Origin of the sequence: Nocardioides sp. NBC_00368 (genome assembly GCF_036090055.1) — a bacterium.
In the GTDB taxonomy this organism is placed as follows: Bacteria; Actinomycetota; Actinomycetes; order Propionibacteriales; family Nocardioidaceae; genus Nocardioides.
Genome location: NZ_CP107970.1, coordinates 1,537,140 through 1,562,523 on the forward strand (window position 1 = coordinate 1,537,140; position 25,384 = coordinate 1,562,523).

Here is a 25,384-nt window from a genome sequence, read left to right on the forward strand (position 1 = left end):
AGCGACCTCATGAGACTCATGGCTCAGATGGCGATGGTGATGAACCTCGACAAGTGCATCGGCTGCCACACCTGCTCGGTGACATGCAAGCAGGCCTGGACCAACCGGGCCGGCACCGAGTACGTCTGGTTCAACAACGTCGAGACCCGCCCCGGCCAGGGCTACCCGAGACGCTACGAGGACCAGGAGCGATGGCGCGGCGGCTGGACGCTGGACCGGAGGGGCAACCTGCGCCTCAAGGCCGGCGGACGCGTCAAGAAGCTGCTCACCATCTTCTCCAGCCCCGTCCAGCCCGAGCTCGACGACTACTACGAGCCCTGGACCTACGACTACCAGACCCTCATCGACGCCCCGCTCGGCGACGACTTCCCGGTCGCCCGCCCCAAGAGCCTGATCACCGGCGAGGACACCAAGATCACCTGGTCGGCCAACTGGGACGACAACCTCGGCGGCTCGATGGAGCACGGCCACCTCGACCCGATCGTGCAGAAGATCCGCGAGGAGTCGAACGAGCGGATCAGGTTCGAGCTCGAGCAGACCTTCATGTTCTACCTGCCCCGCATCTGCGAGCACTGCCTCAACCCCTCGTGCATGGCGTCGTGCCCGTCGGGTGCGATCTACAAGCGGGCCGAGGACGGCATCGTCCTCGTCGACCAGGACCGCTGCCGCGGCTGGCGCCAGTGCGTCACCGGGTGCCCCTACAAGAAGATCTACTTCAACCACCGCTCCGGCAAGGCCGAGAAGTGCACGCTCTGCTACCCCCGCGTCGAGGTCGGGCTGCCGACGGTGTGCGCGGAGACCTGCGTCGGCCGGCTGCGCTACCTGGGCCTGATCCTCTACGACGCCGACGCGGTGACCGGCGCGGCCTCGGCCACCTCGGAGCAGGACCTCTACGCCGCCCAGCTCGACGTCATCCTCGATCCGAAGGACCCGCAGGTCCTCGCCGAGGCCAGGAGGCAGGGCATCCCCGAGGACTGGCTGGAGGCCGCCCGCCGCTCGCCGGTCCACGCATTGATCAAGGACTACCGGGTCGCGCTGCCGCTGCATCCGGAGTACCGGACCATGCCGATGGTCTGGTACGTCCCGCCGCTCTCCCCCGTCGTCGACCTGCTCAAGGAGCAGGGTCACGACGCCGAGGCCGCACCCAACCTCTTCGGCGCGATCGACTCCCTGCGGATTCCGGTGGAGTACCTGGCCGAGCTCTTCACCGCCGGCGACACCGCCGTCGTCGACCTCGTGCTCAAGAAGCTGGCGGCCATGCGCGCCTACATGCGCGACGTCACCCTCGGCCGCGACCCGGACGCGTCGATCCCCGCCGCGGTCGGGATGAGCGAGGAGGAGGTCTACGAGATGTACCGCCTGCTCGGCATCGCGAAGTACGAGGAGAGGTACGTCATCCCCACCGCCCACGCCGAGCAGGCCCACGACCTCGAGGAGATGGGCTGCTCGCTCGACTTCGACGACGGGCCCGGAATGTACGATTCCGGCCCTCTCGGCGAGGCCAGCGGACGTCCCGTCCCGGTGGCCGTGGAGACCTACCACGCGCTGAAGCAGCGCCAGACCACCGACGCCGCGGCCTCCGACGACACCCTGCGCGGACGGGTCAACCTGCTCAACTGGGACGGCAACGGGACGCCGGAGGGACTGTTCCCCGACAAGCACAGCCCGGAGAGGCCGGGCACCGAGCGAGAGGCACGGTCATGAAGCGGCGTACGCAGGACTGGCGCGTCGTCCACCAGGTCGCCGCCTGGTGCCTCGGCTACCCCGACGACGACCTGATCGCGAAGCTCCCGCTGCTGCGCAGCGCGCTCGACGAGCAGCCCGCCTCCGAGCCGGTCGCCCTGCTGCGCGGCTTCGTGGACACCCTGGCCCGCCAGGACCCGCACGCGCTGCAGCACGTCTATGTCGAGCTGTTCGACCTGCACCGCCGCCAGACGCTGCACCTGTCCTACTGGCGCGACGGTGACACCCGGCGCCGCGGGGAGTCGCTCGCGGACTTCAAGGCACGCCTTCGCGACGGCACCACGAAGGGCGAGGGCTGGGTCGTGGACACCCACGGCGAGCTGCCCGACCACCTGCCGATGGTGCTGGAGTACGCAGCCCTGGCCGATCCCGAGGGCGGGCGTCGGCTGCTCATCGAGAACCGGTCGGCGCTCGAGCTGATCCGGCTCTCCCTGGTCGAGCGCGGGTCGGCGTACGCCGACGTCCTCGCCGCGGTCTGCGCGACCCTCCCCGGGCCGTCGGCACGTGACCGGCAGGAGGCGCTCGCCATGGCGCAGGTCGGACCGCCCGCGGAGTCCGTCGGCCTGGAGATGCTGCCGTTCCCGACCGCTCGCCCGGGATCAGCGGCCACGATGATGGGGGCTCGCTGATGACCACGGCCTCCGGATGGGACGTGGTGCTGTGGGGCGTGCTGCCCTATCTGGCCATCGCCGTCCTCGTCGTCGGTACCTGGTGGCGCTACCGCTACGACAAGTTCGGCTGGACGACGCGGTCCTCGCAGCTCTACGAGTCCCGGCTGCTGCGGATCGGGTCACCGCTGTTCCACTTCGGCATCCTGGTCGTCATCGTCGGCCACGCCGCGGGTCTGCTCGTTCCCGCCTCCTGGACCGAGGCGATGGGGATCTCCGAGGGCGTCTACCACGGCAACGCCCTCTTCTGGGGCCTGATCGCCGGCGTCTGCACCCTGGCGGGCCTGGCGCTGCTGGTCTACCGGCGGCGTACGACCGGGCCGGTCTTCATGGCCACCACCACGAACGACAAGGTCATGTACGTCGTCCTGGTGGCAGCGATCGTGCTGGGTCTGTGGACCACCGTGGTCGCGGTCGCCGACGGAGACCAGGCGCACGACTACCGCGAGACGGTCTCGCCCTGGTTCCGCTCCCTGTTCGTCCTGCGCCCCGACGTGGAGGCGATGGCCGCCGCGCCGATCCAGTTCCACGTCCACGTGCTGGTCGGTCTGCTTCTCTTCACGATCTGGCCGTTCACCCGCCTGGTGCATGCGTTCACCGCGCCGGTGCACTACCTGTTCCGTCCCTACATCGTCTATCGCAGCCGGGACGTACGTCCGCGTGCCGGCGCCCGCCCGGAGCGGCCCGGCTGGGCCGGCACCGGCACCTTCGACCGGGAGGCCCGATGACCACGCAGACCGCGTCCACCAAGACCCAGAGCGGACAGCTCAGGAATCTCCTGCTGGCCACCTGGGCGTTCACGATCAGCTTCTGGGCCTGGAACATGATCGCGCCGCTCGGGGTCCGCTACACCGGTGACCTGGCCCTCTCGGCCGGCGAGAAGTCGATCCTGGTCGCGACACCGGTACTGGTCGGATCGGTCGGCCGGATCCTCGCCGGCGCGCTCGCCGACCGCTACGGCGGCCGGACCATGTTCCCGGTGCTGATGCTGGCCGCGGCACCCTTCGTCCTGCTGGTCGCGCTGGCGGGCAACATCGGCTCGTTCGCGCTGCTGCTGGTGTTCGGCTTCTTCCTCGGCATCGCCGGGACGACCTTCGCGGTGGGGATCCCGTTCGCCAACGCGTGGTATCAGCAGTCCCGGCGTGGCTTCGCGACCGGCGTCTTCGGGATGGGCATGGGCGGCACCGCGCTGTCGGCCTTCTTCACGCCGCGGTTCGTCGAGTGGTTCGGCTACACCACGACCCACGTGATCATCACGATCGCCCTGGTCGCCTCGGCGGTGCTGATGTGGTTCACGCTCGCGGACGCGCCCACCTGGCGCCCCAACACCGACCCGGTGCTCCCGAAGCTGGTCGCGGCCCTCAAGCTTCCGGTGACCTGGCAGATGTCGTTCCTGTACGCCGTGGCCTTCGGCGGCTTCGTGGCGTTCTCCACCTATCTGCCGACCTTCCTCAAGGACGTCTACGACTTCGACCTCACCGCGGCGGGCACCCGCACCGCCGGGTTCGCCGTCGCGGCGGTGTTGTGCCGCCCGCTCGGCGGTGTCCTGTCCGACAAGGTCGGGCCCCGTACGATCGCCTCGGTCTCCTTCGGCGGCGCGGCCGTCCTCGCGGTGCTCATGTCCCTGACGCCACCGCTCGAGGTCCCCGCCGGTGCGGTGTTCGTGCTCATGGCCGCCTTCCTGGGCCTCGGGACCGGCGCCGTCTTCACCTGGGTGGCCCAGCTGGCTCCGCCGGCCCGGGTGGGGTCGGTCACCGGACTGGTCGGCGCGGCCGGAGGGCTCGGTGGGTTCTTCCCTCCGCTGGTGATGGGGGCGACCTACGACGCCGCCTCGCACTCCTACACGACCGGGCTGCTGTTGTTGTGCGTCGTGGCGGCGATCGCCCTGGCCTACACGCTGTTCGGGATCCGGAGGCGGGCGGGAGCGGCCATTTCGTAGACCCCCGGAGACAGGCTCGCCTTAGTTAGGCTAGCCTCACCTCATGCCCCCTGCGCTCTCCGGTCACGACCTGGTTCTCGGCTACGCCCGCGCCACCGTCGTCCATGGAGTCTCGATCGGCCTCGAGTCGGGCCGGGTCACCGCTCTCATCGGCCCGAACGGCTCGGGAAAGTCGACCGTGCTCCGCTCCCTCGCCCGGTTGCACCGGGTGACCTCGGGATCGGTCTCGCTCGACGGCGACGACAGCGCCCCGCTGGGCGCGCGGGACTTCGCGCGCCGGGTGACGCTGCTGTCCCAGTCGCGTCCGCACCCCTCCGGTCTGACCGTGCGCGACATCGTCGGGTTCGGCCGTCACCCCCACCGCCGGCGCTTCGCCGCCCTCACCGAGGACGACCTGGCGAGCATCGACCGGGCGCTGGAGCTGACCGGCACCGCGCGGATGGCGGACCGGCCCGTCGACCAGCTCTCCGGTGGCGAGCTGCAGCGTGTGTGGCTGGCCAGCTGCCTGGCCCAGGACACCGGCGTGCTGCTGCTCGACGAGCCCACCAACCACCTCGACCTGCGCTACCAGGTCGAGATCTTGGACCTGGTCCGCGACCTCGCGGACCACCACGGGACGGCCATCGGCGTCGTCCTGCACGACCTGAACCAGACCGCCGCCGTGGCGGACCAGGTCGTACTGCTGCACCACGGCGTTGTGCACGCCACCGGCGAACCCGCTGACGTGCTCACCGCCGAACACCTCTCTGAGGTGTACGGACTCCCGATCGAGGTGACCTCCGATCTGGAGACCGGGCGCGTCCGGGTCGAGCCACGCGGCAGGCATCACGCCCGGCGCTGACGCCGGCGGACACGAAGAGGAAGACATGATTCGACGTACGACGACGGCTGCCCTGACGACGGCTTGCGCGGCCCTGCTGCTCGCCGCCTGCGGCCAGACCACCACCGCCGCCGAGACCGAGCCGTCCGAGAAGAAGGCCTCCGCCGGCTGCGAGGGGGTCGAGACCTCGACCGGCGCGGTCAGCCTGACCGACTCCTTCGGCAACAAGGTCGAGCTCGACAAGCCGGCCGAGCGGGTCGCCGTCCTCGAGTGGCAGCAGACCGAGGACCTTCTCAGCCTGTGCGTGGACCCGGTCGCCGTGGCCGACGCCAAGGGTTACCGCACCTGGGACACCGCCGAGGAGCTCGGCGAGGACGTCACCGATGTCGGCACCCGGGGCGAGCCGAACCTGGAGACCCTCTTCGGCACCGACCCCGACCTGATCGTCGTCGAGGCCTACACCGCCGAGGACGAGATCCTCAAGCAGCTCGCCAAGTACGACGTCCCCGTCCTGGCCACCAAGGGCGCCGACGCCAAGGACCCGGTCGCCAACATGGTGACGACCTTCGAGATGATCGCCGAGGCCACCGGCCGCGAGGCGCAGGCCGAGGCCGTCGTCGGTGACTTCGAGGACAAGCTCGCCGACTCCAAGAAGGCCGTCGCCGAGGCCGACGCCGCAGGCACCGAGTTCGTCTACTTCGACGGCTGGATCGACGGCGCCAACGTCGCGATCCGCCCGTTCGGCCAGGGCTCGCTCATCGGTGAGCTCGGCGAGGAGATCGGGCTGAAGAACGCCTGGACGGGCGAGGTCGACCCTGCGTACGGCCTCGGGCAGACCGACATCGAGGGTATGACCACGCTCGGCGACGCCACCTTCTTCCACACCGGCACCGTCGACCCCGCCGGCGACATCAACGCCGAGCTCGCCAAGAACAACGTCTGGAAGTCGATCCCCGCCGTCAGCGAGGGCCGCACCCACGCGTTCCCCGAGGGCATCTGGACCTTCGGTGGCCCGCGGTCCGCCGAGCAGGTCCTGGACGCGTACGTCGACCTGCTCAGCAAGTGACCGATGCCGTCAAAGCCCCGCGGGCAGGTGCCGGAGGTGCCAGTGTCGTCCTCCTGTGCCTGCTCGCCGGGCTGCTGCTGACCGCCGGCTGGCATCTCACCCAGGGCACCTCGGGCGTCGGCCCCGCAGACTTCCTCGACGCGCTGCTCGGACGTGAGCAGTCGCACGGCGCCACCGCGTCGACGATGGAGATCATCACCGGCTCGCGGATCCCCCGGCTCGCCGCGGGTATCGCGGTCGGGTTCGCCCTGGGCGTCGCCGGCGCGCTCCTGCAGTCGCTCGCCCGCAACGCCATGGCGGCTCCCGACACCCTCGCGGTGACCGGCGGCGCCTACTTCGCGGTCACGCTGGTCGCCGCCTTCGGCCTCTCCGTCCCGTTGTGGGCCTCCGGCATCACGGCCTTCCTCGGTGGTCTCGTTGCCGCCGGCATCGTCCTCGCCCTGGCCGGGGGCGCCGGTACGTCGACGACCCGGCTGATCCTGGCCGGGTCGGCCGTCGCGCTCGCCCTCCAGGCCGCCACCTCGACGCTGCTCATCCTCTACTCCGAGGAGACCACGAGCCTGTTCGCCTGGGGCAGCGGGTCGCTGAGCCAGCTCGGGCTGCGGGCGTTCTGGCAGGTGGCGCCGGTGGTGCTGGTGGCGACGGTCTGCGGTCTGCTGCTGGCCCGCCGCCTCGACCTGCTCTCCGCCGGCGACGACGCCGCCTCGGTGCTCGGGGTCCCGGTCCGCTCGACCCGTGCGATCGGGACCGTGCTCGCGGTGCTGCTCACCTCGGCGTCGGTGACGCTGGCGGGGCCGATCGGCTTCGTCGGGCTGTGCGCCCCGGTCCTCGTCCGCCTGCTCGGCCGGCTCGTACCGACGCTGAACCGGCACGCGGTGCTCCTGCCGGCCGCGGGTCTGGTGGGTGCCCTCGTCGTCGTCGTGGCCGATGTCCTCGTCCGCGCCGTGCTCGGCGCCGACGAGGCGATGTCCGTGCCCACCGGGGTGACCACGACGATCGCGGGTGCGGTCGTGATGGTGCTCCTCGCCCGCGGCGGGCGCGACTCCGGGCCGACCCGCCGCCCGCCGGGTGCGACCGTCACCATCCGCAGCCGGCTCCGCTTCCTGGTGGTGCTCGTCCTCCTGCTGGCGCTGACCGTCGGGGCCACCGTGGTCGGCCTGCTCGCCGGACACCAGTGGCTCTACACCGGCGACATCGTCGCCTGGCTGCAGAACCAGGGCATCCCACTGGTCCAGTTCGCCCTCGACGAGCGCGCACCCCGGGTCGGTGCGGCCGTGCTCGCCGGTGGCGCACTCGCCCTGGCGGGCACCTTCGTCCAGGCGACGTGCCGCAACCCGCTGGCCGAGCCGGGGATCCTCGGCATCACCGGCGGAGCCGGGGTGGGCGCGGTCATCGTGGTGACCGGGCTGTCCTCCGGCTGGAGCGGCGGCAGCTCGGCGGCCGCCTCGACGACCACGATGCTCGTCGCCGCGACGATCGGATCCCTGGTCGCCTTCGGTCTGGTCTACGGCCTGGCCTGGCGGCACGGGATCGACACCGACCGGCTGGTCCTCATCGGGATCGGCGTCTGGTACGGGTCGGTCTCCCTCAGCACCTTCCTGCTGGTGCGCTCCAACCCCTGGGACACACCACGGATCTACACCTGGCTGTCCGGCTCGACCTACGGTCGCAGCTGGGAGCAGGTCGTCCCGGTCGCGGTCGCCCTGGCCGTCGCGGTCCCGATCGCCTTCATGGTGCGCCGCGAGCTCGACCTGCTCACGCTGGACGAGGACACCCCACGGCTCGTCGGGGTCCCCTCGGAGCGGGTGCGGCTGCTGATCCTGCTGACCGCCGCGGTGCTCACCGCGATGGCCGTCTCCGCGGTCGGCGTGGTCGGCTTCGTCGGCCTGGTCGCGCCGCACATCGCGCGCGCCCTCGTCGGTGGCCGGGCCGTACGCGTCGTCCCGGTCGCCATCCTGGTCGGTGCGCTGCTCCTCGTGGTCGCCGACGCCATCGGCCGCACCGCGATCAGTCCCGCCCAGATCCCGGCGGGTCTCGTCGTCGCGCTCATCGGCGCGCCGTATTTCATCTTCCTGCTGGCCCGGTCCAGGCCGTGAGCGGGAGGTGACTCTCAGGCCGACGGCGGATTCCGGGGCCAGCCGACCTCGATGCGAGCCCCGCCGCCGTCGGCATCGGCGATCCTGACCGAGCCGCCGTGGGCCTTGGTCAGGCCGCCGACGATGTAGAGGCCCAGGCCCGAGCCGCCGCGGGCGCCGTGCTTCCAGAACTTGGTGAACACGCGCTGGCGCAGCTCCGTGGGGATGCCCTCGCCGTGGTCCTCGACCACCAGCAGGACCTGGTCGGGGTCGTCAGGCAGGGTGCCGAGGCTCACGGTGACGACACCGTCACCGTGGCGTACGGCGTTCTCGACCAGGTTGGTGACGACCTGGGTGAACTTGTCCGGGTCGGCGTGGATCTCGAGATCGTCGGGGTCGGCTGCGATGTCGAGCTCGATCGGCCGCGAGGTCGCCGAGCGCACCGACTCGACCACGCGGGTGACCAGCACGGTCGCGTCGCTGCCGCGCGGGTAGAGCTGGAGCCGGCCGGTGTCGATCCGGGCGACGTCGAGGAGCTCGGCGATCAGCCGGGAGAGCCGGTCGGAGTCGGAGGCGACCGTCCTGAGCATCAGCTTCTTCTGGTCGTCGTTGAGCTTGTCCCACCGGTTCAGGAGCGCCTGCACGAATCCCTTGACACCCGTCAGCGGTGAGCGCAGCTCGTGGGCGACGGTGGCGACCAGGTCGGACCGCTCACGGTCGAGGCGCTTGCGACCACGTCCCGACCGCAGCGAGATCGAGACCTGGTCGACCGCTGCGTCCAGCGCCGGGCGCCGGATCGTCGAGACGACCAGCACCTCGGTGCCGTCGGGCAGCAGCCAGGCCTGCTCCGGGGTGCCGGTGACGGTCGGCAGGGTCTCGTAGGGCCGGTTGACCTTGGTCCAGGTGTGTCCGTCGGTGTTGCTCAGCGTGAGTACGTCACCCAGCGGCCGCCCGAGGCTCGCGTCGGGGTCCACGCCGAGCATCCGCCCGGCCAGGGCGGAGACCAGGACAACCACGCCATCGGCGTCGGCGACGACGACACCGTCGGGCAGGGCATCGGCGAGTTCTCTGGCGTCCACGCCGCCACCCTAGACCGAGGAGACCGACGTGGGGTCGCTACTCCTAACGATTGCCTGTCGGGCGACCCGCGCGGCGGCCGGGACGGTCGCCAGCAGCAGCACCGCGACGACAGCCAGCGCCAGCCGTACGTCGACCCCGGCCGCCGCGCCGAGCAGCGGTGTCGCGACCAGGACCGGGCCGGTCTGGGCCAGCTGGGTCAGGCTCGAGAACCGGGCCAGCATCTCGGGTGGCGTGCGGGCGACGTAGGCCGGCAGGAGGTAGGTGGTCAGCATCGTGGTGCCGACACCGACCAGGCCGATCGCGAGCACCCCCACCCAGATCTCCGTACGCAGCGCCAGCAGGCCCACCCCGGCAGCCGCGATCACGGGGCCGGCCACCGCGACCGGCGCCCGTGGCGCTCCCCGGCGGGCGACGACGAGGGTCATCACCAGTCCTCCGGCCACCCAGGCGCCGGAGACGAGCCCGGTCTCCGCCGCGGTCCAGCCGCGCTCGCGGCCGGCCAAGGGCAGGGCGAGCATGACCAGCGGAAGGACCGAGGCGGCGAGGCCGGTGATGGCGACGAGGACCGGGACGACCCCTGGGGTGCGTCGTGCCGACCGCGCGCCGTCGGCCAGACTGCGCCAGACCGAGCCCTGGGCGGGCTCTGGAGCCGGCTCGTGCGGTGGGCGCACCAGGAGGAGCGCGGCCAGGACGAGGGCGAACGTCGCCGCGTCCAGGCCGGCGGTCAGCGGCAGCCCGCCGTGGCCGATCAGGAAGCCGCCGGCAGCAGGTCCGGCGGTGCGAGCGATCTGGTGGGCCGAGCCCACCAGCGCCATCCGCCGGTCCAGGTCCTCGGAGCCGAACAGCCGAGGGAAGACGCCTTCGGCCGGTCGCCGCAGTGCCTGGAGCGTGCCCGAGAGGGCACCGACGGCGACCAGCATCCACAGCTCCGCGCCGCCGATCGCGCCGACCGCGAACGCGGCCATGACCAGCACCATCGCGGCGTCGCACGCGGCCATCGTCCGCCGGATACCGACCCGGTCGGCCAGCACTCCCCCGGCCAGCACCAGCACGGCCAGCGGGATGCCCTCGATCGTCAGCACCAGGCTGGCCGCGTCGGCTCCGAAGCCGGCCGCGGCCCAGCCGATCGCGAAGAAGGTCACCGAGTCGCCGAAGACCGAAGCGGTCGACGCGGCCAGCCAGGGGCGGAACCCCCGGCCCGTGGTCGCTCCCACGGGTCAGTCCTCGGGGTGATGGCGCACGGGCATGACCAGCGCGGTGAAGCCGGGCTGATAGGGCGAGGTGACGACCACCGGCCGGTCCGGGGCGGTCACCGCCAGCTGCACCTCCTCACCCAGGCATGCCGCCAGGGCGCGGCCGAACAGGGCCGTGCCGAGCCGGAGCCGGGCCGGCGGACCGGTCACCACGCCGCGTACGTCGCTCTGCTCGGCGGTGTGCGGCGAGCGGAGCCGGGTCTGGTCGCCCAGGAACAGGTCGACCTCGGCATAGGCGGCCGCGTCGAGCCCGGCGAGCAGGTCGGCCTTGGCGAGCACGGCACGGGTGCCGGCCGGTTCCAGGCCGGCCAGCACGAGGCGATGGGCCGGGTAGGTCGCATCGCGGCCCAGCTCGTGGCCGGCGAGGGTCAGGGTGCCGTCGGCGATCCGCAGCTCGGCGGTCGCGATCGCATCGAGCCGGTCCGCGAGGGCGGCGGCGTCCGGCAGGGACAGCACCGCTCGGCCACCGTCCCCCTCGGCGGCCGCCGGCAGCTCCCGCACCGCCATCCAGTAGCGGTTGGTCGCCACCACGTCCACCCCGGCGCCGTCGACGTCGATGAGGACGGAGGCCAGCTCGGAGGCGGGATCGGACTCGGCCGCGTGCCGCACCTGCCGGATCGCCGCGGCCAGCACGGGACCGGGCACCTCCACGAGCGCCGGCCTGGCGGCAGGGCCGGCGTCGACGACGGCCAGCACGCCGCGTACGGCCTCCTCGGCGCGCCCCGTGCGCGCCGTCTGCTCCTCGAGAAACGCCGCCAGCGCGGCCCTGGCCTCCGCGGCGGAGGAGTCGAGCACGACCCGCATCGTCTCGATCGGGACGCCCGCCTCCCGCATCCCCACGATCAGCCGGGCCCGGTCGGCGAGCTCGGGGGTGTAGTAGCGGTACCCGGTCCCCGAGTCGACCTCGGCCGGCACCAGCAACCCGCACTCGTCGTAGTGACGTAGCGCGCTCGCGGTCAGGCCCACGGCCCGCGCGAACGCCCCGATCGTCAGCAGTGGATCGTCCATGCCCGCAACCATCGGCCTTCAGGTGAGATGAAGGTCAACCGATCTGAGCCGCCCGCAGACGGACGAGCTCGGCGAAGGCGTCGTCGGGCAACGGACGCTCGAGGGTGCAGTAGAGCGAGCCACCACCCTCGGAGACCTCGAAGTCGCCGGCGACCTGGGCGTTGAGACTTCCGCTGAACGGGATCACCGACAGGCCGGCCCTGGTCGCCATCACCGAGACCAGCCCTTTCCCACGAAGCGTGTAGCACGCCATCGCGTACTTCGTGCCGGGGACGGCCTCCGGGAACAGCTCGAGCACGAGGTCGTAGTAGTGCTCGATCAAGGCTCGCTTCGCCGGCTCGACGCCGGCCAGGTAGGCCATCACAGGGTCGCTCACGACCCCAACCATAGGCGGGTTCAGCGCTGGGCGCGGGCGCTCGCGTAGAGGCAGAGCGCCGCGGCGGTGGAGAGATTGAGCGACTCGGCCTTCCCGAAGATCGGGATGCTCACGATCTCGTCGGCCTCGGCGGCCAGCTCCGGCGGGAGACCCCAGGCCTCGTTGCCCATCAGCCAGGCGGTGGGCCGGGCGAGGAGGTCGTCGGCGGTGAACAGGTCCGCGGTGCCGTGCATGTCTGCGGCCAGGACGGTCAGCCCTGCCGCCTTGGCGGCCTTCACCGCGGCCACCGGGTCGCGCTCGACCGCGACCGGGAGGTGGAAGGCGGAGCCGACCGAGGCCCGGATCGTCTTGGGGTTGTAGAGGTCGACCGAGTCGCCGGCCAGGATCACCCCGGACGCTCCGGCGGCGTCCGCGCAGCGGATGACCGTGCCGGCGTTGCCGGGATCGCGTACGTCGGCGCAGATCACCACGAGCGGACCGGTGATGTCGGCGAGCGGGACGTCGAGGAAGCGGCACAGCGCCACCACACCGGCCGGCGTCACCGAGTCGGACAGGCCGGCCATGGCCCGGTCCTCGACGAGCGTCACCGGCGAACCCGCCAGCAGTGCGGCGTACGTCTCCGCCCCCGCCTCGGTGGCGAAGATCTCCTGCACGCAACTCGCCCCGGAATCCAACACCGTGCCGAGCGCGCCCTCGACCGCCTTCGGACCATCGGCCAGGAAGAGACCTCGCTCCGCACGAACCGAACGGCGGCCGAGCTTACGGATCTCTTTCAAGCGGGAGTTCCCCGACGACAGCAAATCACTCACCCCGTGATCGAGTACGCATGCAAATGGAACGTGGGAGTCCCGGTGCCACCAGGTGACACCAAGACTCCCACGATCGGAGTCAGACTCAGGCGTTCGCCGGGGCGTTGACGTCCTCCGGCAGAGCGGCCTTGGCCTGGGCGACGAGCGCGTTGAACGCGGCCACGTCGTTGACGGCGAGGTCGGCGAGGATCTTGCGGTCGACCTCGATGCCGGCCAGGTTGAGACCCTGGATGAAGCGGTTGTAGGTCATGCCCTCGGCGCGCGCCGCAGCGTTGATCCGCTGGATCCACAGGCGACGGAAGTTGCCCTTGTTCTTGCGGCGGTCGTTGTAGGAGTAGACCAGCGAGTGGGTGACCTGCTCCTTCGCCTTGCGGTAGAGGCGCGAGCGCTGGCCCCGGTAACCGGAGGCCCGCTCGAGGGTGGTGCGACGCTTCTTCGCAGCGTTCACTGCGCGCTTGACGCGTGCCATTTCAGTGCTCCTTGAATGCTAGGGAAAGTTTCGGGTGATCGGCGCTCAGCGACCGAGCAGCTTCTTCGCGCGCTTGACGTCGGCGGGGGCGAGCTCCACCAGACCAGCGTTGCGACGGTGCTTCTTGCGCGAGCCGGTCGTCGGCGCGGAGGCGAACGCAGCGCCGGACTTGCGGCCGGCCTGCAGGCGCTGGATCTTCCCGGAACCGGTCACCTTGAAGCGCTTCTTGGAACCGGAGTGGGTCTTGTTCTTCGGCATAGTTCTTCCTTCTCTCGTCGTCCGGCCGGTCACGGGGCGCCGCGGCGGCGGAAGTCAGGGGATCGACTCAGAGGTCGATGTCGGGGTCGAGGTTCTCCGAGCGGCGCTTGACCTTCGGGGTCGAGGTCGGACGGGCGGCGTTCGCAGCCGTACGCTCCGCCTTCTCGGCGGCCTCGTCGGCGGCACGCTCGGCGGCCTTCTCCTCCTTGGCCGTCTTCGCCTCCACCTTGGCGTCGGCCTTCTTCTTGTGAGGGCCGAGCACCATGATCATGTTGCGGCCGTCCTGCTTCGGCGAGGACTCGACGAAGCCCAGCTCCTGGACGTCGTCGGCCAGCTGCTGCAGCAGGCGGAAGCCGAGCTCGGGACGGTGCTGCTCACGACCACGGAACATGATCGTGATCTTGACCTTGTCCCCAGCGTTGAGGAACCGCACGACGTGACCCTTCTTGGTCTCGTAGTCGTGCTTGTCGATCTTCGGACGAAGCTTCATCTCCTTGATGATCACGTTCGTCTGGTTTCGACGGGCTTCACGGGCCTTCTGGGCGTTCTCGTACTTGAACTTCCCGTAGTCCATGAGCTTGCAGACCGGCGGCTTGCCCTGCGGGGCGATCTCGACCAGGTCGAGGTCGGCCTCCTGGGCCAGGCGCAGCGCGTCAGGGGTCGGCACGATGCCGACCGTCTCTCCGTTGGGACCAACGAGGCGGACCTCGGGAACCCGGATCCGGTCGTTGATACGAAGCTCAGTGCTGATGTGTCCTCCAGTTGTTGTGGCTGCGGAGGCTCTGGATCTTGCTTTCCGGGCCGCGTGCACGGGCGGTCCGGAAATGAAAAAGGGCTTCCGCTGGAAATTGTCACAAGCGGAAGCCAGTCATGACGCTCACCCATGCGAGGGCTTGCACCACCGAATCCGATGCCCCACGAATTCGTGCGGCACTGTCTTCGGGACCGGACCCGACGACCTTTGTTGCTTACGGTCGATGCGGGTGGGAGAACGCTGTCGTGATCTCCGCTTGTTGGATCGAACCGACGGCGTACGTCGGCTGATCGGTCAACACGGAACACTACTGCAACATTCCCCGCCGTCCCAATCCCCAGGGCGCCCGGAGCGTCAAGGGCAGACCCTCAGGGTCGCACCCAGGCCGTACGCGGCCCGACGGTCGCCAGCTGCCACCCCTCGGCCACCTTGCGCAGGTCGTCGCCCTCGATCGCGAACGGGACCGGGCCGGCGAGGTCGAGCACGAGCGCGTCGGCACCGTCGTGGACGGCGGCCCGCGCGGCGTCGCGCAGGGAGACCGGGACGGGCCGGGCGTCGGCCTGCCACGCCTGGAGCGACGCGGTGCCGGTGAACCCGAGCAGCGCCTGGCGCCCGTCGGCGCCGGTGAGCAGCACGGTAGCCATGTCGGAGGTCTTGTCGTGGGCCAGACCGGCCTCGTCGACCTCGACCTCGCCCAGCACCGCGACGACCGGGACGAGCACCCGGGCGGCGGCGAGCGTGGTGAGCACGTCGGCCTGGGTGGCCCGGCCCGCTGCGTACGACCTCATCACGGCCACGACCTCGGGGCTGGTCTCGCCGGTGTCGCCGGGAAACGCAGTGCCGAGGAGTCGCTTGTCGTTCATCGCCTCCATTGAACCCCAGCATGAGCACCAGCCGAAGATCAGGGCCGATATCGGGGACAGTCCGGGTGCCGCATCACCGCCGCTGTGGGAGTCTGGAGGCATGGACCAAGGCGCCTACCTCGCACTAGCCGCCGCGCTCACCGTGCTGGGCGCGATCTGGACGTGGATCGCGTTCCGACGGCGCGGTCTCGGCGCCGGCGTGAAGGGCCTGGGGTGGACGCTGCTCGCCCCGGCCGCCTACCTGACCGGGCTGCTGCGTGCCGGCGGCAGGATCGTGGACGCGATCGCCGACTGGGCCGCGCGGCTCGTCTTCAGCCCGACCGTCTGGATCGGCTTCGGCATCGCCGCGCTGGCGATCGTGCTGATCTTCGTGGCCCGGGTGCTGCCCACCAAGGAGAAGCCCAGCCGGGCCGCGCGGAAGGAGGCCGGCGCCCCGGCCGGCCCCGCCTCTGTCACCGCCCCGAAGGCCGCCCCGAAGGCCGCCAAGGGCCCGGTCCTCGACGACGATGACGACGACCTGGCCGACGTCAACGACATCCTGAAGAAGTACGGCATCTCCTGAGTTGATCGACCCGAGCGTCCAGCCCGCCGCGGATCTGCTGACGATCGCGATGAGCCGCCCGGCCACCCTCGGCCCCGGGCGGCTGGTCTGCGTCGACGGCCCCGCCGGCTCCGGGAAGACGACCCTCGCCACCGCCCTGGCCGAGATGACCGAGGCTCCGGTGATCCACATGGACGACCTCTACGCCGGCTGGGACGGTCTCGGGGACGGCATCGCCCAGCTCGAGACGATCCTGCTCCCCCTCGTCGAGGGCGCTCCCGGCTCCTACCGCCGCTACGACTGGCACCGAGGCGGCTTTGCCGAGACGGTCATGGTCCCGCCGTGCCCGCTGCTCGTCGTCGAGGGCGTGGGCAGCGGAGCGGCGGCCTACGACAGTTTTTGCACCGCCCTGGCCTGGGTCGACGCGCCGGTCGAGCTGCGCAGGTCGCGCGGCATCGCTCGCGACGGCGACACCTTCGCACCCCACTGGGACGCCTGGGCGGGCGCCGAGGCCGAGCACTTCGCCGAAAACCTGACCGCGGCCCGCGCCGACGTCGTCGTGCAGACCTAGGAGATGAGTTCGTCGAGGCGGCTGTAGGCCCGTGCGTCGCCCTGGAGCACGACGGAGCGCCGCCCGTCGACCGAGAGCGGTACGTCGCCGGCGACCGTGACCCGCCGCATCTCGCGCGGGTGGTGGTCGAAGTCGACGACCGCGTAGTGCTGGGTCGCCCGGTTGTCCCACATCGCCACGTCGCCGGGCTGCCAGCCCCAACGGATCGTGTTCTCGAGCTTGGTGACGCGGTCCTGGAGCAGGTTGAAGAGGTGGATCGACTCGGTGGAGGTGAGCCCGTCGAACTCCTTCACGAACGAGCCGAGCACCAGGGACCGCTCCCCCGTCTCGGGGTGGACGCGGACGACCGGGTGCCGGGTCTCGAAGTGGATCGAGGCGAAGTCGTCGCGGGAGTAGTTGGCGTCGGGCTGCTCGTGCTCCTCGTCGCGCTGGGCGTAGTCGTAGGAGTTGGTGTGCACCGCCCACAGCTCGTCGGCCAGCGCCTTCAGGGGTGCCGGGAGCCGGTCGTAGGCGGCCGCGGTGTTCGCCCAGATCGTGGTGCCGCCGTAGGGCGGCAGGGTGACCGCGCGCAGCACCGAGATCGCCGGGACCCGGTCGACGAAGGTGACGTCGGTGTGCCACGCGTTGGCCGCCATGCCGGCGTTGGCGGTGACCCGGAGCACCCGGCCGGAGCCGGTGTTGACCGTCGGGTGTGCGGTCGTCAGCTCCCCGAACCGGGCCGCGAAGGCGCTCTGGTCCTCGTCGGTGAGCCCGTCCTGGCCCCGGAAGAAGAGCACCTTGTGGCGCAGCAGGGCGCTGCGTACGTCCTGGATCTGGGTGTCGTCGGCCTCGGCCAGGCGCAGCCCCTCGATGACGGCGCCGATCCGGGCGCCGGCACGGCGGACCCGTACGCCCGAGGGCGTCTCGACGACATCGGCGGGCCGGTGCAGCTCGGTGATGGTCACGTTCGTTCTCCGATCAGGGATGAAGTCAGGCGGGAATGGGCTCGGGCTCGGCCGTCTTCGCAGGGGCTCCTCCGCCGCGGCCGAGCCTCTTCGGCCACCAGGACGGTGCCAGGCCACGCTGGCCACCGAGGGCGGCGGAGACCCGGTCGAGGTAGATCGCGATGACGACGACCGCGAGGCCGCCCTCGATCGAGGCGCCGATCTGGAGGCCCTGGACGGCGTTGACCACGACGCCGCCGAGGCCTGAGCCGCCGACCAGGCCGGCCACGACGACCATCGAGAGCGCGAGCATGATGACCTGGTTGACGCCGGTCATGATCGACTCCTTGGCCAGCGGGAGCTGCACCTCGCGCAGGATCTCCCAGCGGCTCGCGCCGAAGGCTTCGGCCGCCTCGACGGTCTCGGCATCGACCTGGTTGATCCCGAGCTGGGTGAGCCGGACCGCGGGCGGGAGGGCGAACACGATCGTCGCGACCAGGCCGGGCGCGTCGCCGACCCCGAAGAAGAGGATCGTCGGCAGCAGATAGACGAAGACGGGCAGCGTCTGCATGAGGTCGAGCACTGGCCGCAGCGCCGCCCGCAGCGGCGACGAGAAGGCCGACCAGATGCCCAGCGGGATGCCGATCACCAGCGCCACGAGCGTCGCGACCAGCACCGAGGTGGTGGTCTGCATCGTCTCGTACCACAGGTCCATCGACTCGATCAGGAGCAGACCGACGGTCAGTACCAGGGTGAGGACGACTTGGCGGGTCACCAGGAGCGCGATCACGGCGAGCACGATGATCATCGCCACCGGCGGCAGCCCGCCGAGCACGTTGTAGACCATCCGGAGCAGGAAGTTGAGCGCCTCCTTGATGCCGTCGAAGAACGGGCCGAGGTTGTCGGTGAGGAAGTTGATGACGTCCTCGCCGATGTCGCCGATGTGAAGGTCAGGCATGGGCCACCTGCTTGGTCTCGCTGTCGGCGCTCGTGCCGTTGGCCGTGGACAGGGCGGAGAGGATCGCGGCCCGAGGCACGACCCCGACGATCCGGCCGTCGTCGTCGAGCACGGTCACCGGCACCACCTGGCGCCCGGCGAGCTGCATGAAGTCGCCGACGACGTCGTCGGGCCCGACCTGCTCATAGGGCTCGCCGAGCGCTTCGCGCAGGCTCTCGCCGCTGCTCAGGTCGGCGACCCGGTCGGCGGTCACCACGCCGAGCAGCCGGTCCTCGGCGTCGGTCACGAAGGCACCGGTGACCTCGTTCTCGCCGAGCCTGGTCAGCGCGTCCGCCCGGGTGGTCTCCTCGTCGAGGACGAGGCGGGGCGGCCGGACCAGGTCGCCGGCGCTGAGCACGCGGGCCCGGTCCACGTCGGAGACGAACTCGCTGACGTAGTCGTCGGCCGGGTGGGCGACGATCTCGGGTCCGGGAGCGACCTGGATCACCTCGCCGTCCCGCATCACCATCACCCGGTCGCCGATCCGCATCGCCTCGTTGAGGTCGTGGGTGACGAAGACCGTGGTCCGCTGGTCCTGGGACTGGAGATCGACGAGCAGGTCCTGCATGTCACGGCGGATCAACGGGTCGAGCGCCGAGAACGGCTCGTCCATCAGCAGGATCGGCGGATCCACCGCCAGCGCCCGCGCCAGACCCACCCGCTGCCGCATGCCGCCGGAGAGCTCGTGGGGAAGCTTGTCGCCACGCCCGCCCAGGCCGACCCGCTCGAGGGCCGCGTCGGCCTTCTCCAGACGCTCCTGCTTCGTGGTGCCGCGTACCTTCAGGCCGTACGCCGCGTTCTCCCGCACCGTCCGGTGCGGGAACAGCGAGAAGTGCTGGAAGACCATCCCGATGCCGTTGTTGCGCAGCTCCCGCAGCCGCTGGTCGGACACCTTGGTGATGTCCTCGCCGTCGATCAGCAGCTCGCCGGCGCTGGGCTCGTTGAGGCGGTTGATCATCCGCAGCACGGTCGACTTGCCCGAGCCGGACAGCCCCATCACGACGAACATCTCGCCCTTGGCGATCTCGAAGTCGATCTCATGGGCGCCGAGGTAGCCGCCCGCCGCGGCGGCGGCCGCGCGCGGGTCCTCGGCGGCCAGCGCCCTCTCGGCCTGTCGGCGGCCGAGCCCGTAGACCTTGCTCAAGCCTCGCCCGACGATCGCGGGCTCGACCGACTCGTTCGCCTCTGTGTTGGTCTCGCTCATCAGATCTCCGCCTTCTCGCCGTCGGCGTCCTCGACCCCGTCGAGGAACCGGGCGACCTTCTCGGGGTTGTCGTCGATCCACGCCTCGGCGATGTCGGCGAGCTCCTTCCCGGACTTGTCGTGGTCGTAGTAGAACTGCCCGGCCTCGTCGGTGCTGAAGCTCAGGTTGGACAGGAACTCGGCGATCTCGGGGTTGTCGTCCTCGAATCCCTTGCGGGTGACGGTGCGGATCTCGCCGGCGCCGCCCCAGACCTTGTCGGGGTCCTCGAGGAACGCCGCGTCGAACTGCACGGTCATCCAGTGCGGACTCCAGCCGAGGAACACGATCGGCTGGCCCGACTTCTGCGACTTCTCGACCTGGGCGAGCATCGCCGGGGTCCCGCTGGCGACGAGCTTCCAGTCGCCCAGGCCGTACGCGTCCTCGTCGATCGCCTTCTGGATCGTCTCGTTGCCCGGGGAGCCGGCCTCGATGCCGTAGATCTTCCGGCCGAACCTCGCGCCGTTCGCGTCGAGGTCGGCGAGCGACTCGATCCCCAGCTGGTCGGCGACGTCGCCGGGAATCGCCGGGGCGTACTCGGTGCCCTTCACGATCGTGGAGAGCACCTCGACGTCGCCCTGCTCGATCGGGTCGCCGAAGCTGGGCTCCTGGGAGGGCCACCAGTTGCCGAGGTAGGCGTCGATCTGGCCCGAGGAGACCGCGGTCGCCGCGTTCTCGACGGACAGGTTCTTCTTGATGCTGGCGTCGTAGCCGAGCTCCCGGAGGATCTGGACGGCGACCTCGTTCTCGACCTGGAGGTCGACCCAGGGCTGCTCGGCGAGGACCACCGAGTCCTCGGCTCCTCCGGAGTCGCTCTGGGCGAAACCGTCACGCTCGCTCGCGGTCGTGCAGGCCGTCAGGCTGCCCGCCGTCGTCGCGACGGCGAGGGCGGCGACGGCAAGGCGTTGGGGGTGGCGCATGCGTGCTCCATCCAATCGGTTCATATATGTCTAACACACTAGACATTGACCTCTGGGGTGTTCCAGCACGTGCGCGCACCGAGCAAGACCTGGATCGAGATGCTGCGATAGAGAATCGCTATACCTTGCTCACGGGTCGCTCACGGGTCGGTCACGGGTCGGTCAGCTCCTGCGCCAGCGCGACGAACTGCTCGACCAGCGCGTCGCCGCGCTCTTCCAGCCACACCACGGACACGCTCACCCGCGTCGCTGGCATCAACGGCACCACCTGTGCGCCGGCGCGCGATGCCGCGCGGGCCATCCCCTCGGTCAGCACAGCAACCCCGGCGCGAGCCAGCACCAGCGGGGTGATCGAGGCGACATGGGCCGTCTCGATCGCGACCTCGGTGGGCAGGCCGGCGGCCTCGAGACGAGCGTCCAGGAACGTACGCAGCGCCGTGCCGGCCGGCGTCGCGATCAGGCCGACCTCGGCGAGCTCCTCGATCCGGATCTCCTCCGGCGCCTCGCCCGAGGGCGGCAGCACCGCCACGAGCTCGTGCTCGGCGAGTCGGTGCGAGCCGAACGGGCCGTGCGGCGGCGCACCGTCGATCAGGCCCACGTCCGCCTCACCCTTGCGCACCTGGTCGAGCACGTCGGAGCGGTGCTGCGGGTCGGTGACCACCACCTGCGCGGCCGGCTGGGTCCGGCGGAACTCGGCCAGCACCGGCACCAGCGGCTCGACCGCCCACACCGTGCTGGAGGTGATCCGGAGCCGGCCGAACCCCTCGTCGGAGACGGACCGGACCGCTCCCGCGGCGAGCTCGAAGCCACGTACGACCCGGCGGGCCGGGCCGAGCAGCGCCGATCCCGCCGGGGTGAGCCGCACTCCCCTGCCGTGGCGCTCGAAGAGCGGACCGCCGAGCTCGCGCTCGAGCCCGCGCACGGCGTACGACAACGACGGCTGGGCCACGTGGAGCCGCGCCGCGGCGCTGGTGAAGCTGCCGGCCTCGGCGATCGCGAGGAAGAACTCCAGCTGTCGTCGCTCCATGGCCCGAGGCTAACCCGACCAGGCGCCGGGACCCTCCCGGCACCTCGATAGCCTGGGCGCGTGCTGAGACCGAGTGGAGAGCAGTTCACGATCGACGGCGGGGGCTACTCCGCGACGGTGACGGAGAGTGGCGGGGCGCTGCGGCTGCTGTCCTACGAGGGCCGCGACCTCATCGCCCCCTTCGGTGACGACGAGCAGTCCAGCGGCGGCAAGGGGCAGCTGCTGGCGCCGTGGCCCAACCGGATCCGCGACGGACGCTACGAGTTCGGCGGGAAGACTCACCAGCTCGGGCTCACCGAGGTCGCGCGCAACAACGCCTCCCACGGTCTGGTGCGGTGGGCGCAGTGGCTGCCCATCGAGGAGGCCAAGGGCTCGATCACCCTCGCCACCCGGCTGATGGCGCAGAGCGGCTACCCGTGGACGCTCGACCTCGAGGTGACCTACGCCGTCGGGCCCGACGGGCTGACCGTGACCCAGTCCGCGACCAACCACGCCACCTCCCCGGCACCCTTCGCCGTGGGCGCCCACCCCTATCTGACCGTCGGCGAAGGGCCGGTCGACGCCTGGACGCTCACGCTCCCCGCGCGGACCCGCCTGCTCTCCGACCCGGAGCGCAAGCTGCCCACCACCAGCGAGCCGACGGCCGGGACGGCTCACGACTTCACCTCCGCCAAGCCCATCCGCGATGTCGTGCTCGACCACGCCTTCACCGATCTCGACCGCGGTGAGGACGGCCGGACGACGGTCACCCTCCAGGGCCCCGACGGTGGCGTCGCACTGTGGGTCGACGAGCGCCACCCGTGGCTGATGGTCTACAGCGCGGACGACCAGTCACCCAAGCGCGGCAGCCTCGCCGTCGAGCCGATGACCGCTCCCCCGGACGCGTTCAACTCCGGCACCGACCTGATCGAGCTCGCCCCCGACGAGCGGGTCGAGGTCACCTGGGGCATCACCGCGATCTGAGCACCGCGATCTGATCAGCGCGGTCTAGCGGTCGCACTCCAGCAACGACAGGTCGAACGCCTCGGCCATCGCCGCGTAGCCGGCATCGCCGGGGTGGAGGTGGTCCCCCGAGTCGTACGCCGGCAGGAACCTAGCCGGGCGCTCGGGGTCCCGCGTGGCGGCGTCGAAGTCGACGACGCCGTCGAACTCGCCGGAGGTGCGGATCCACTCGTTGACCGCGACCCGCACCCGGTCGCGCGCTGGAGTGTAGCGGCTGCCGCCCTCGTAGGGCGTCAGGGTGGCACCGACGACGCACACGTCCTCGGCGTGCGCCTGCGCGATCAGGTCGCGGTAGGCGTCGGTCAGATCGGAGGCCTCGTCGGCGTCGTCCCAGCGGATGTCGTTGATCCCCTCCAGCACCACGACCGTGGAGACGCCGGGCTGGTCGAGGACGTCTCGCCGGAAGCGTTCCAGACCGCGCTGGCCACCGGTGCTGTCGACGAGGACGCGGTTGGCGGAGATGCCCTCGTTCATGACGCCGAAGCGGTCGGCGAACCGGCTGCTCGCGATCCGGTCGGCGAGCAGGTCCGGCCAGCGGCGGTTGGCGCCGACGGTGGAGCCGTTGCCGTCGGTGATCGAGTCGCCGAAGAGCACCGCGGTCCTCACCCGGCGAGGCTTCTCGACGAGCACGCTCTCGACCCAGTACCAGCTGGAGATCTGCCTCGTGAATGCCGCGCCCGATTCCTCGCCGGCGACGTCAGCGCCCGCCGCCTCGGAGACGTAGGAGATCTGCGTGGCCACGTCGTGCCCGGTGATCGGGCCGCTCTCGCCGAGGACGTGGAAACTGACCGCAAGCGTGCTGTCGGCCGACACAGTCGCGTCGACGGGGTCGCTGAGCACCTCGGTCCCGGGAGCGACGGTGACCCTGTCGGCGCCGGCGAAGGTCACCGGCCGGTTCGTGCCGCGCACGATCGCGGCGCCGTCCCCGGCCAGGCCGACATGCGCGGAGGTGAAGGTGACCGGACGGTCGCCGAAGACGTTGGAGAGGGTGATGCGTACGCCGGAGCCGCCCAGCGAGGTGTGCACCAGGTTGCGCACCGACAGGTCGGCCAACCCGGCGGCGCCGGTGGCACCGCCGACCTCATCGGCCGAGGCACCCCAGGTCCCGACCGGATGCACCGGAGCAGCCTGCGCAGGGACGCTCGCGACCACGGCGAGCACGGTGGCCAGCACGGCGAAGGCACGAGTCCAGGAGATCACGCCGACACGGTAAGTCGCCTCGGCCGCCACCATCAGCGATTCGCGCGAGGATTCCCCGAACCGTTGTACGGGATTCGCCGGACGGTCGTGGTCAGGACAGTTGCTCGACCAGGGTGCGCAGCGTGCGCACGGCCTTCCGCGACGAACCCCCGTCGGAGGCCTGGATGCCGAGCGCGGAGATGTTGTGGCCGGAGGAGAGGTCGATGTTGGGCCACGGAGCACCCCGGGGGAAGTTGATCGCGAGGATCTCGGCCCACTCGAGGTCACGGCGCTTGTAGCCGTTGACCACCGTCAGGCCGTCCTCCCGGGCGACCACCCGCGACCGGGTCAGCGCGTGCACGCAGACCACGATCCCGAGGCCCACGGCGCCGAAGGTGAGCCGCTCGAACATCGTGACCTGGGCCTTGATCTCGGCGGAGAAGCCGACCCAGACCATCGTGCACATCACCGCGAGCGCGGCCACGAGGAACCAGCCCATGACGCGGGCACCGAGCGGGCGCCAGGTGTGCGGCAGCTTGACCGGCAGCTCGGATCCCGTCGACTCAGATCCGGCAGGCATTGATCTCCGTCAGCAGGATCGCGCGGGCGCCCACGGCGTAGAGGTCGTCCATCAGCTTCTGCGATCCCTTGCGCGGCACCATCGCGCGGACCGCGACCCAGCCCTCACGGTGCAGCGGGCTGACCGTCGGGCCCTCGAGACCGGGCGTCATCGCGGACGCCTCGGCGAGGTCCTCGGCACGGATGTCGTAGTCCATCATCACGTAGCTGCGCGCGATCAGGACGCCGTCGAGGCGCCGCCGGAAGGTCTCGTACGCCGGGGGCAGCTGCGCGCCCGAACGGGTGATGACCACGGCTTCGGAGTGCATGATCGGCTCACCGAAGATCTCCAGACCGGCCTGGCGCATCGTGGAGCCGGTCTCGACCACGTCGGCGATCGCGTCGGCGACGCCGAGCTGGATCGAGGTCTCGACGGCACCGTCGAGGCGGGTCACGCTCGCGTCGATGCCCTCGCGCTCCAGGAAGGCGGAGACGACGCCGACGTAGGAGGTCGCGATCCGCTTGCCGCGCAGCTCCTCGATCGCGGTGAAGGCGCCGGCTCGGCCGGCGAAGTGGAACCGCGAGCGGCCGAAGCCGAGCCCGATGACCTCGTCGGCCTTGGCGCCGGAGTCGAGCAGCAGGTCACGGCCGGTGATGCCGATGTCGAGGGTGCCTTCGCCGACGTAGAGCGCGATGTCGCGCGGGCGCAGGTAGAAGAACTCGACGCCGTTCTCCTCGTCGATGAGGGTCAGACGCTTGGAGTCGTCGCGCTGGCGGTAGCCCGCCTCGCGCAGCAGCTCGGAGGCGGCGACGGACAGCGAGCCCTTGTTGGGTACGGCGATCCGGAGCATGCGCTCGGCGGATGTCTCAGTCATGGGTGATCCCTACAGGTGTGAGTAGACGTCGTCGATGGAGATTCCGCTGGCGAGCATGAGCACCTGGGCGTGGTAGAGCAGCTGGGAGATCTCCTCCGCGGTCGCTTCCTTGCCCTCGTACTCGGCCGCCATCCAGGACTCGGCAGCCTCCTCGACCAGCTTCTTCCCGATCGCATGGACCCCGGCGTCGAGCTGTGCCACGGTGCCGGATCCTTCAGGTCGGGTCCGGGCCTTCTCACTCAGCTCGGCCCAGAGCTCGTCGAACGTCTTCACGAGCGTCAAGCCTAGGCCGTACGCGACCTCGCCCCCGAATCGTCTCACCGTGGCGATAGCAGTCCTGCTATAGACAGCCATAGCAGAACTGCGATAT

General features: G+C 70.8%; 28 protein-coding genes. 10 read left to right on the top strand and 18 right to left on the bottom strand.

The window, feature by feature from the left end; translation table 11 throughout:
- Positions 1–9: 9 nt before the first annotated feature.
- The 7 genes from narH to OG984_RS07345 are packed head-to-tail and all read left to right on the top strand — an operon-like array spanning position 10 to position 8,332.
- Entirely contained in the window at positions 10–1,704 is a 1,695-nt protein-coding gene (narH, locus tag OG984_RS07315; protein WP_328530931.1) for a nitrate reductase subunit beta, read from the top strand.
- The gene (gene narJ / locus OG984_RS07320; RefSeq protein WP_328530932.1) at positions 1,701–2,372 is read left to right on the top strand and encodes a nitrate reductase molybdenum cofactor assembly chaperone; all 672 of its coding nucleotides are present in this window, start codon (positions 1,701–1,703) and stop codon (positions 2,370–2,372) included. The genes narH and narJ overlap by 4 nt, the downstream gene beginning before the upstream one ends.
- Entirely contained in the window at positions 2,372–3,139 is a 768-nt protein-coding gene (narI, locus tag OG984_RS07325; RefSeq protein WP_328530933.1) for a respiratory nitrate reductase subunit gamma, read from the top strand. The genes narJ and narI overlap by 1 nt, the downstream gene beginning before the upstream one ends.
- Positions 3,136–4,350, top strand: coding sequence for an MFS transporter (locus tag OG984_RS07330; RefSeq protein ID WP_328530934.1), 1,215 nt, complete (start codon positions 3,136–3,138; stop codon positions 4,348–4,350). Before narI ends, OG984_RS07330 begins: the two co-directional genes overlap by 4 nt.
- 43 nt (positions 4,351–4,393) lie before the next feature.
- On the top strand, positions 4,394–5,191 hold the full coding sequence (locus OG984_RS07335) for an ABC transporter ATP-binding protein (RefSeq protein WP_328530935.1): 798 nt from the start codon (positions 4,394–4,396) through the stop codon (positions 5,189–5,191).
- Between the two features lie 25 nt (positions 5,192–5,216).
- Positions 5,217–6,236 carry an iron-siderophore ABC transporter substrate-binding protein gene (locus OG984_RS07340; RefSeq protein ID WP_328530936.1) on the top strand — a complete coding sequence of 340 codons (1,020 nt, stop codon included), beginning with the start codon at positions 5,217–5,219 and terminating at the stop codon, positions 6,234–6,236.
- A complete protein-coding gene (locus OG984_RS07345) occupies positions 6,233–8,332 on the top strand; it encodes an iron ABC transporter permease (protein WP_328530937.1) in 2,100 nt (699 codons plus the stop codon). The genes OG984_RS07340 and OG984_RS07345 overlap by 4 nt, the downstream gene beginning before the upstream one ends.
- Positions 8,333–8,346: 14 nt before the next feature.
- Here the strand turns inward: OG984_RS07345 and OG984_RS07350 are convergent, their stop codons facing one another.
- The 9 genes from OG984_RS07350 to OG984_RS07390 all read right to left on the bottom strand — a co-directional run bounded on the left by OG984_RS07350 (position 8,347) and on the right by OG984_RS07390 (position 15,181).
- Positions 8,347–9,390 carry a sensor histidine kinase gene (locus OG984_RS07350; RefSeq protein ID WP_328530938.1) on the bottom strand — a complete coding sequence of 348 codons (1,044 nt, stop codon included), beginning with the start codon at positions 9,388–9,390 and terminating at the stop codon, positions 8,347–8,349.
- A 9-nt stretch (positions 9,391–9,399) separates the two neighbouring features.
- Positions 9,400–10,605, bottom strand: coding sequence for an MFS transporter (locus OG984_RS07355; RefSeq protein WP_328530939.1), 1,206 nt, complete (start codon positions 10,603–10,605; stop codon positions 9,400–9,402).
- A gap of 3 nt (positions 10,606–10,608) precedes the next feature.
- Complete coding sequence (locus tag OG984_RS07360; protein ID WP_328530940.1) at positions 10,609–11,652, bottom strand: MerR family transcriptional regulator; 1,044 nt, start codon at positions 11,650–11,652, stop codon at positions 10,609–10,611.
- A gap of 34 nt (positions 11,653–11,686) precedes the next feature.
- On the bottom strand, positions 11,687–12,028 hold the full coding sequence (locus OG984_RS07365) for an iron chaperone (protein WP_328530941.1): 342 nt from the start codon (positions 12,026–12,028) through the stop codon (positions 11,687–11,689).
- Between the two features lie 20 nt (positions 12,029–12,048).
- The gene (locus tag OG984_RS07370) at positions 12,049–12,804 is read right to left on the bottom strand and encodes a TrmH family RNA methyltransferase (RefSeq protein ID WP_328530942.1); all 756 of its coding nucleotides are present in this window, start codon (positions 12,802–12,804) and stop codon (positions 12,049–12,051) included.
- A gap of 118 nt (positions 12,805–12,922) precedes the next feature.
- Positions 12,923–13,306, bottom strand: a complete 384-nt coding sequence (rplT, locus tag OG984_RS07375) for a 50S ribosomal protein L20 (protein WP_008359372.1) — start codon at positions 13,304–13,306, stop codon at positions 12,923–12,925.
- Between the two features lie 45 nt (positions 13,307–13,351).
- On the bottom strand, positions 13,352–13,564 hold the full coding sequence (locus tag OG984_RS07380) for a large ribosomal subunit protein bL35 (RefSeq protein ID WP_008359371.1): 213 nt from the start codon (positions 13,562–13,564) through the stop codon (positions 13,352–13,354).
- 67 nt (positions 13,565–13,631) lie between these two features.
- On the bottom strand, positions 13,632–14,375 hold the full coding sequence (gene infC, locus OG984_RS07385) for a translation initiation factor IF-3 (RefSeq protein WP_328530943.1): 744 nt from the start codon (positions 14,373–14,375) through the stop codon (positions 13,632–13,634).
- Positions 14,376–14,686: 311 nt separating this feature from the next.
- Complete coding sequence (locus tag OG984_RS07390; RefSeq protein ID WP_328530944.1) at positions 14,687–15,181, bottom strand: SseB family protein; 495 nt, start codon at positions 15,179–15,181, stop codon at positions 14,687–14,689.
- A gap of 100 nt (positions 15,182–15,281) precedes the next feature.
- Here OG984_RS07390 and OG984_RS07395 point away from each other — a divergent pair, with 100 nt between their 5' ends.
- The gene (locus OG984_RS07395; protein WP_328530945.1) at positions 15,282–15,743 is read left to right on the top strand and encodes a hypothetical protein; all 462 of its coding nucleotides are present in this window, start codon (positions 15,282–15,284) and stop codon (positions 15,741–15,743) included.
- Position 15,744: 1 nt separating this feature from the next.
- Entirely contained in the window at positions 15,745–16,293 is a 549-nt protein-coding gene (locus OG984_RS07400; RefSeq protein WP_328530946.1) for a 4-amino-4-deoxy-L-arabinose transferase, read from the top strand.
- Here the strand turns inward: OG984_RS07400 and OG984_RS07405 are convergent.
- From OG984_RS07405 to OG984_RS07425, 5 genes are all read right to left on the bottom strand, one after another.
- Complete coding sequence (locus tag OG984_RS07405) at positions 16,290–17,237, bottom strand: TauD/TfdA dioxygenase family protein (protein WP_328530947.1); 948 nt, start codon at positions 17,235–17,237, stop codon at positions 16,290–16,292. The genes OG984_RS07400 and OG984_RS07405 overlap by 4 nt on opposite strands.
- A gap of 25 nt (positions 17,238–17,262) precedes the next feature.
- Positions 17,263–18,174, bottom strand: coding sequence for an ABC transporter permease (locus tag OG984_RS07410; protein WP_328530948.1), 912 nt, complete (start codon positions 18,172–18,174; stop codon positions 17,263–17,265).
- Positions 18,167–19,417 carry a quaternary amine ABC transporter ATP-binding protein gene (locus OG984_RS07415; protein WP_328530949.1) on the bottom strand — a complete coding sequence of 417 codons (1,251 nt, stop codon included), beginning with the start codon at positions 19,415–19,417 and terminating at the stop codon, positions 18,167–18,169. The genes OG984_RS07410 and OG984_RS07415 overlap by 8 nt, the downstream gene beginning before the upstream one ends.
- Complete coding sequence (locus OG984_RS07420) at positions 19,417–20,373, bottom strand: ABC transporter substrate-binding protein (RefSeq protein WP_328530950.1); 957 nt, start codon at positions 20,371–20,373, stop codon at positions 19,417–19,419. The genes OG984_RS07415 and OG984_RS07420 overlap by 1 nt, the downstream gene beginning before the upstream one ends.
- 151 nt (positions 20,374–20,524) lie before the next feature.
- The gene (locus tag OG984_RS07425; protein WP_328530951.1) at positions 20,525–21,400 is read right to left on the bottom strand and encodes a LysR family transcriptional regulator; all 876 of its coding nucleotides are present in this window, start codon (positions 21,398–21,400) and stop codon (positions 20,525–20,527) included.
- Positions 21,401–21,460: 60 nt separating this feature from the next.
- Between OG984_RS07425 and OG984_RS07430 the strand changes: the two genes are divergently transcribed.
- Entirely contained in the window at positions 21,461–22,363 is a 903-nt protein-coding gene (locus OG984_RS07430; protein ID WP_328530952.1) for an aldose 1-epimerase family protein, read from the top strand.
- Positions 22,364–22,387: 24 nt separating this feature from the next.
- Here the strand turns inward: OG984_RS07430 and OG984_RS07435 are convergent, their stop codons facing one another.
- The 4 genes from OG984_RS07435 to OG984_RS07450 form a co-directional block, all read right to left on the bottom strand.
- On the bottom strand, positions 22,388–23,602 hold the full coding sequence (locus OG984_RS07435; protein ID WP_328530953.1) for an SGNH/GDSL hydrolase family protein: 1,215 nt from the start codon (positions 23,600–23,602) through the stop codon (positions 22,388–22,390).
- A 91-nt stretch (positions 23,603–23,693) separates the two neighbouring features.
- A complete protein-coding gene (locus OG984_RS07440; RefSeq protein ID WP_328530954.1) occupies positions 23,694–24,161 on the bottom strand; it encodes a PH domain-containing protein in 468 nt (155 codons plus the stop codon).
- Positions 24,145–24,990 (bottom strand): ATP phosphoribosyltransferase, encoded by an 846-nt coding sequence (gene hisG / locus OG984_RS07445; RefSeq protein WP_328532335.1) that lies wholly within the window; start codon positions 24,988–24,990, stop codon positions 24,145–24,147. Before hisG ends, OG984_RS07440 begins: the two co-directional genes overlap by 17 nt.
- 33 nt (positions 24,991–25,023) lie before the next feature.
- Entirely contained in the window at positions 25,024–25,287 is a 264-nt protein-coding gene (locus OG984_RS07450; RefSeq protein ID WP_008359350.1) for a phosphoribosyl-ATP diphosphatase, read from the bottom strand.
- Positions 25,288–25,384: the final 97 nt, after the last annotated feature.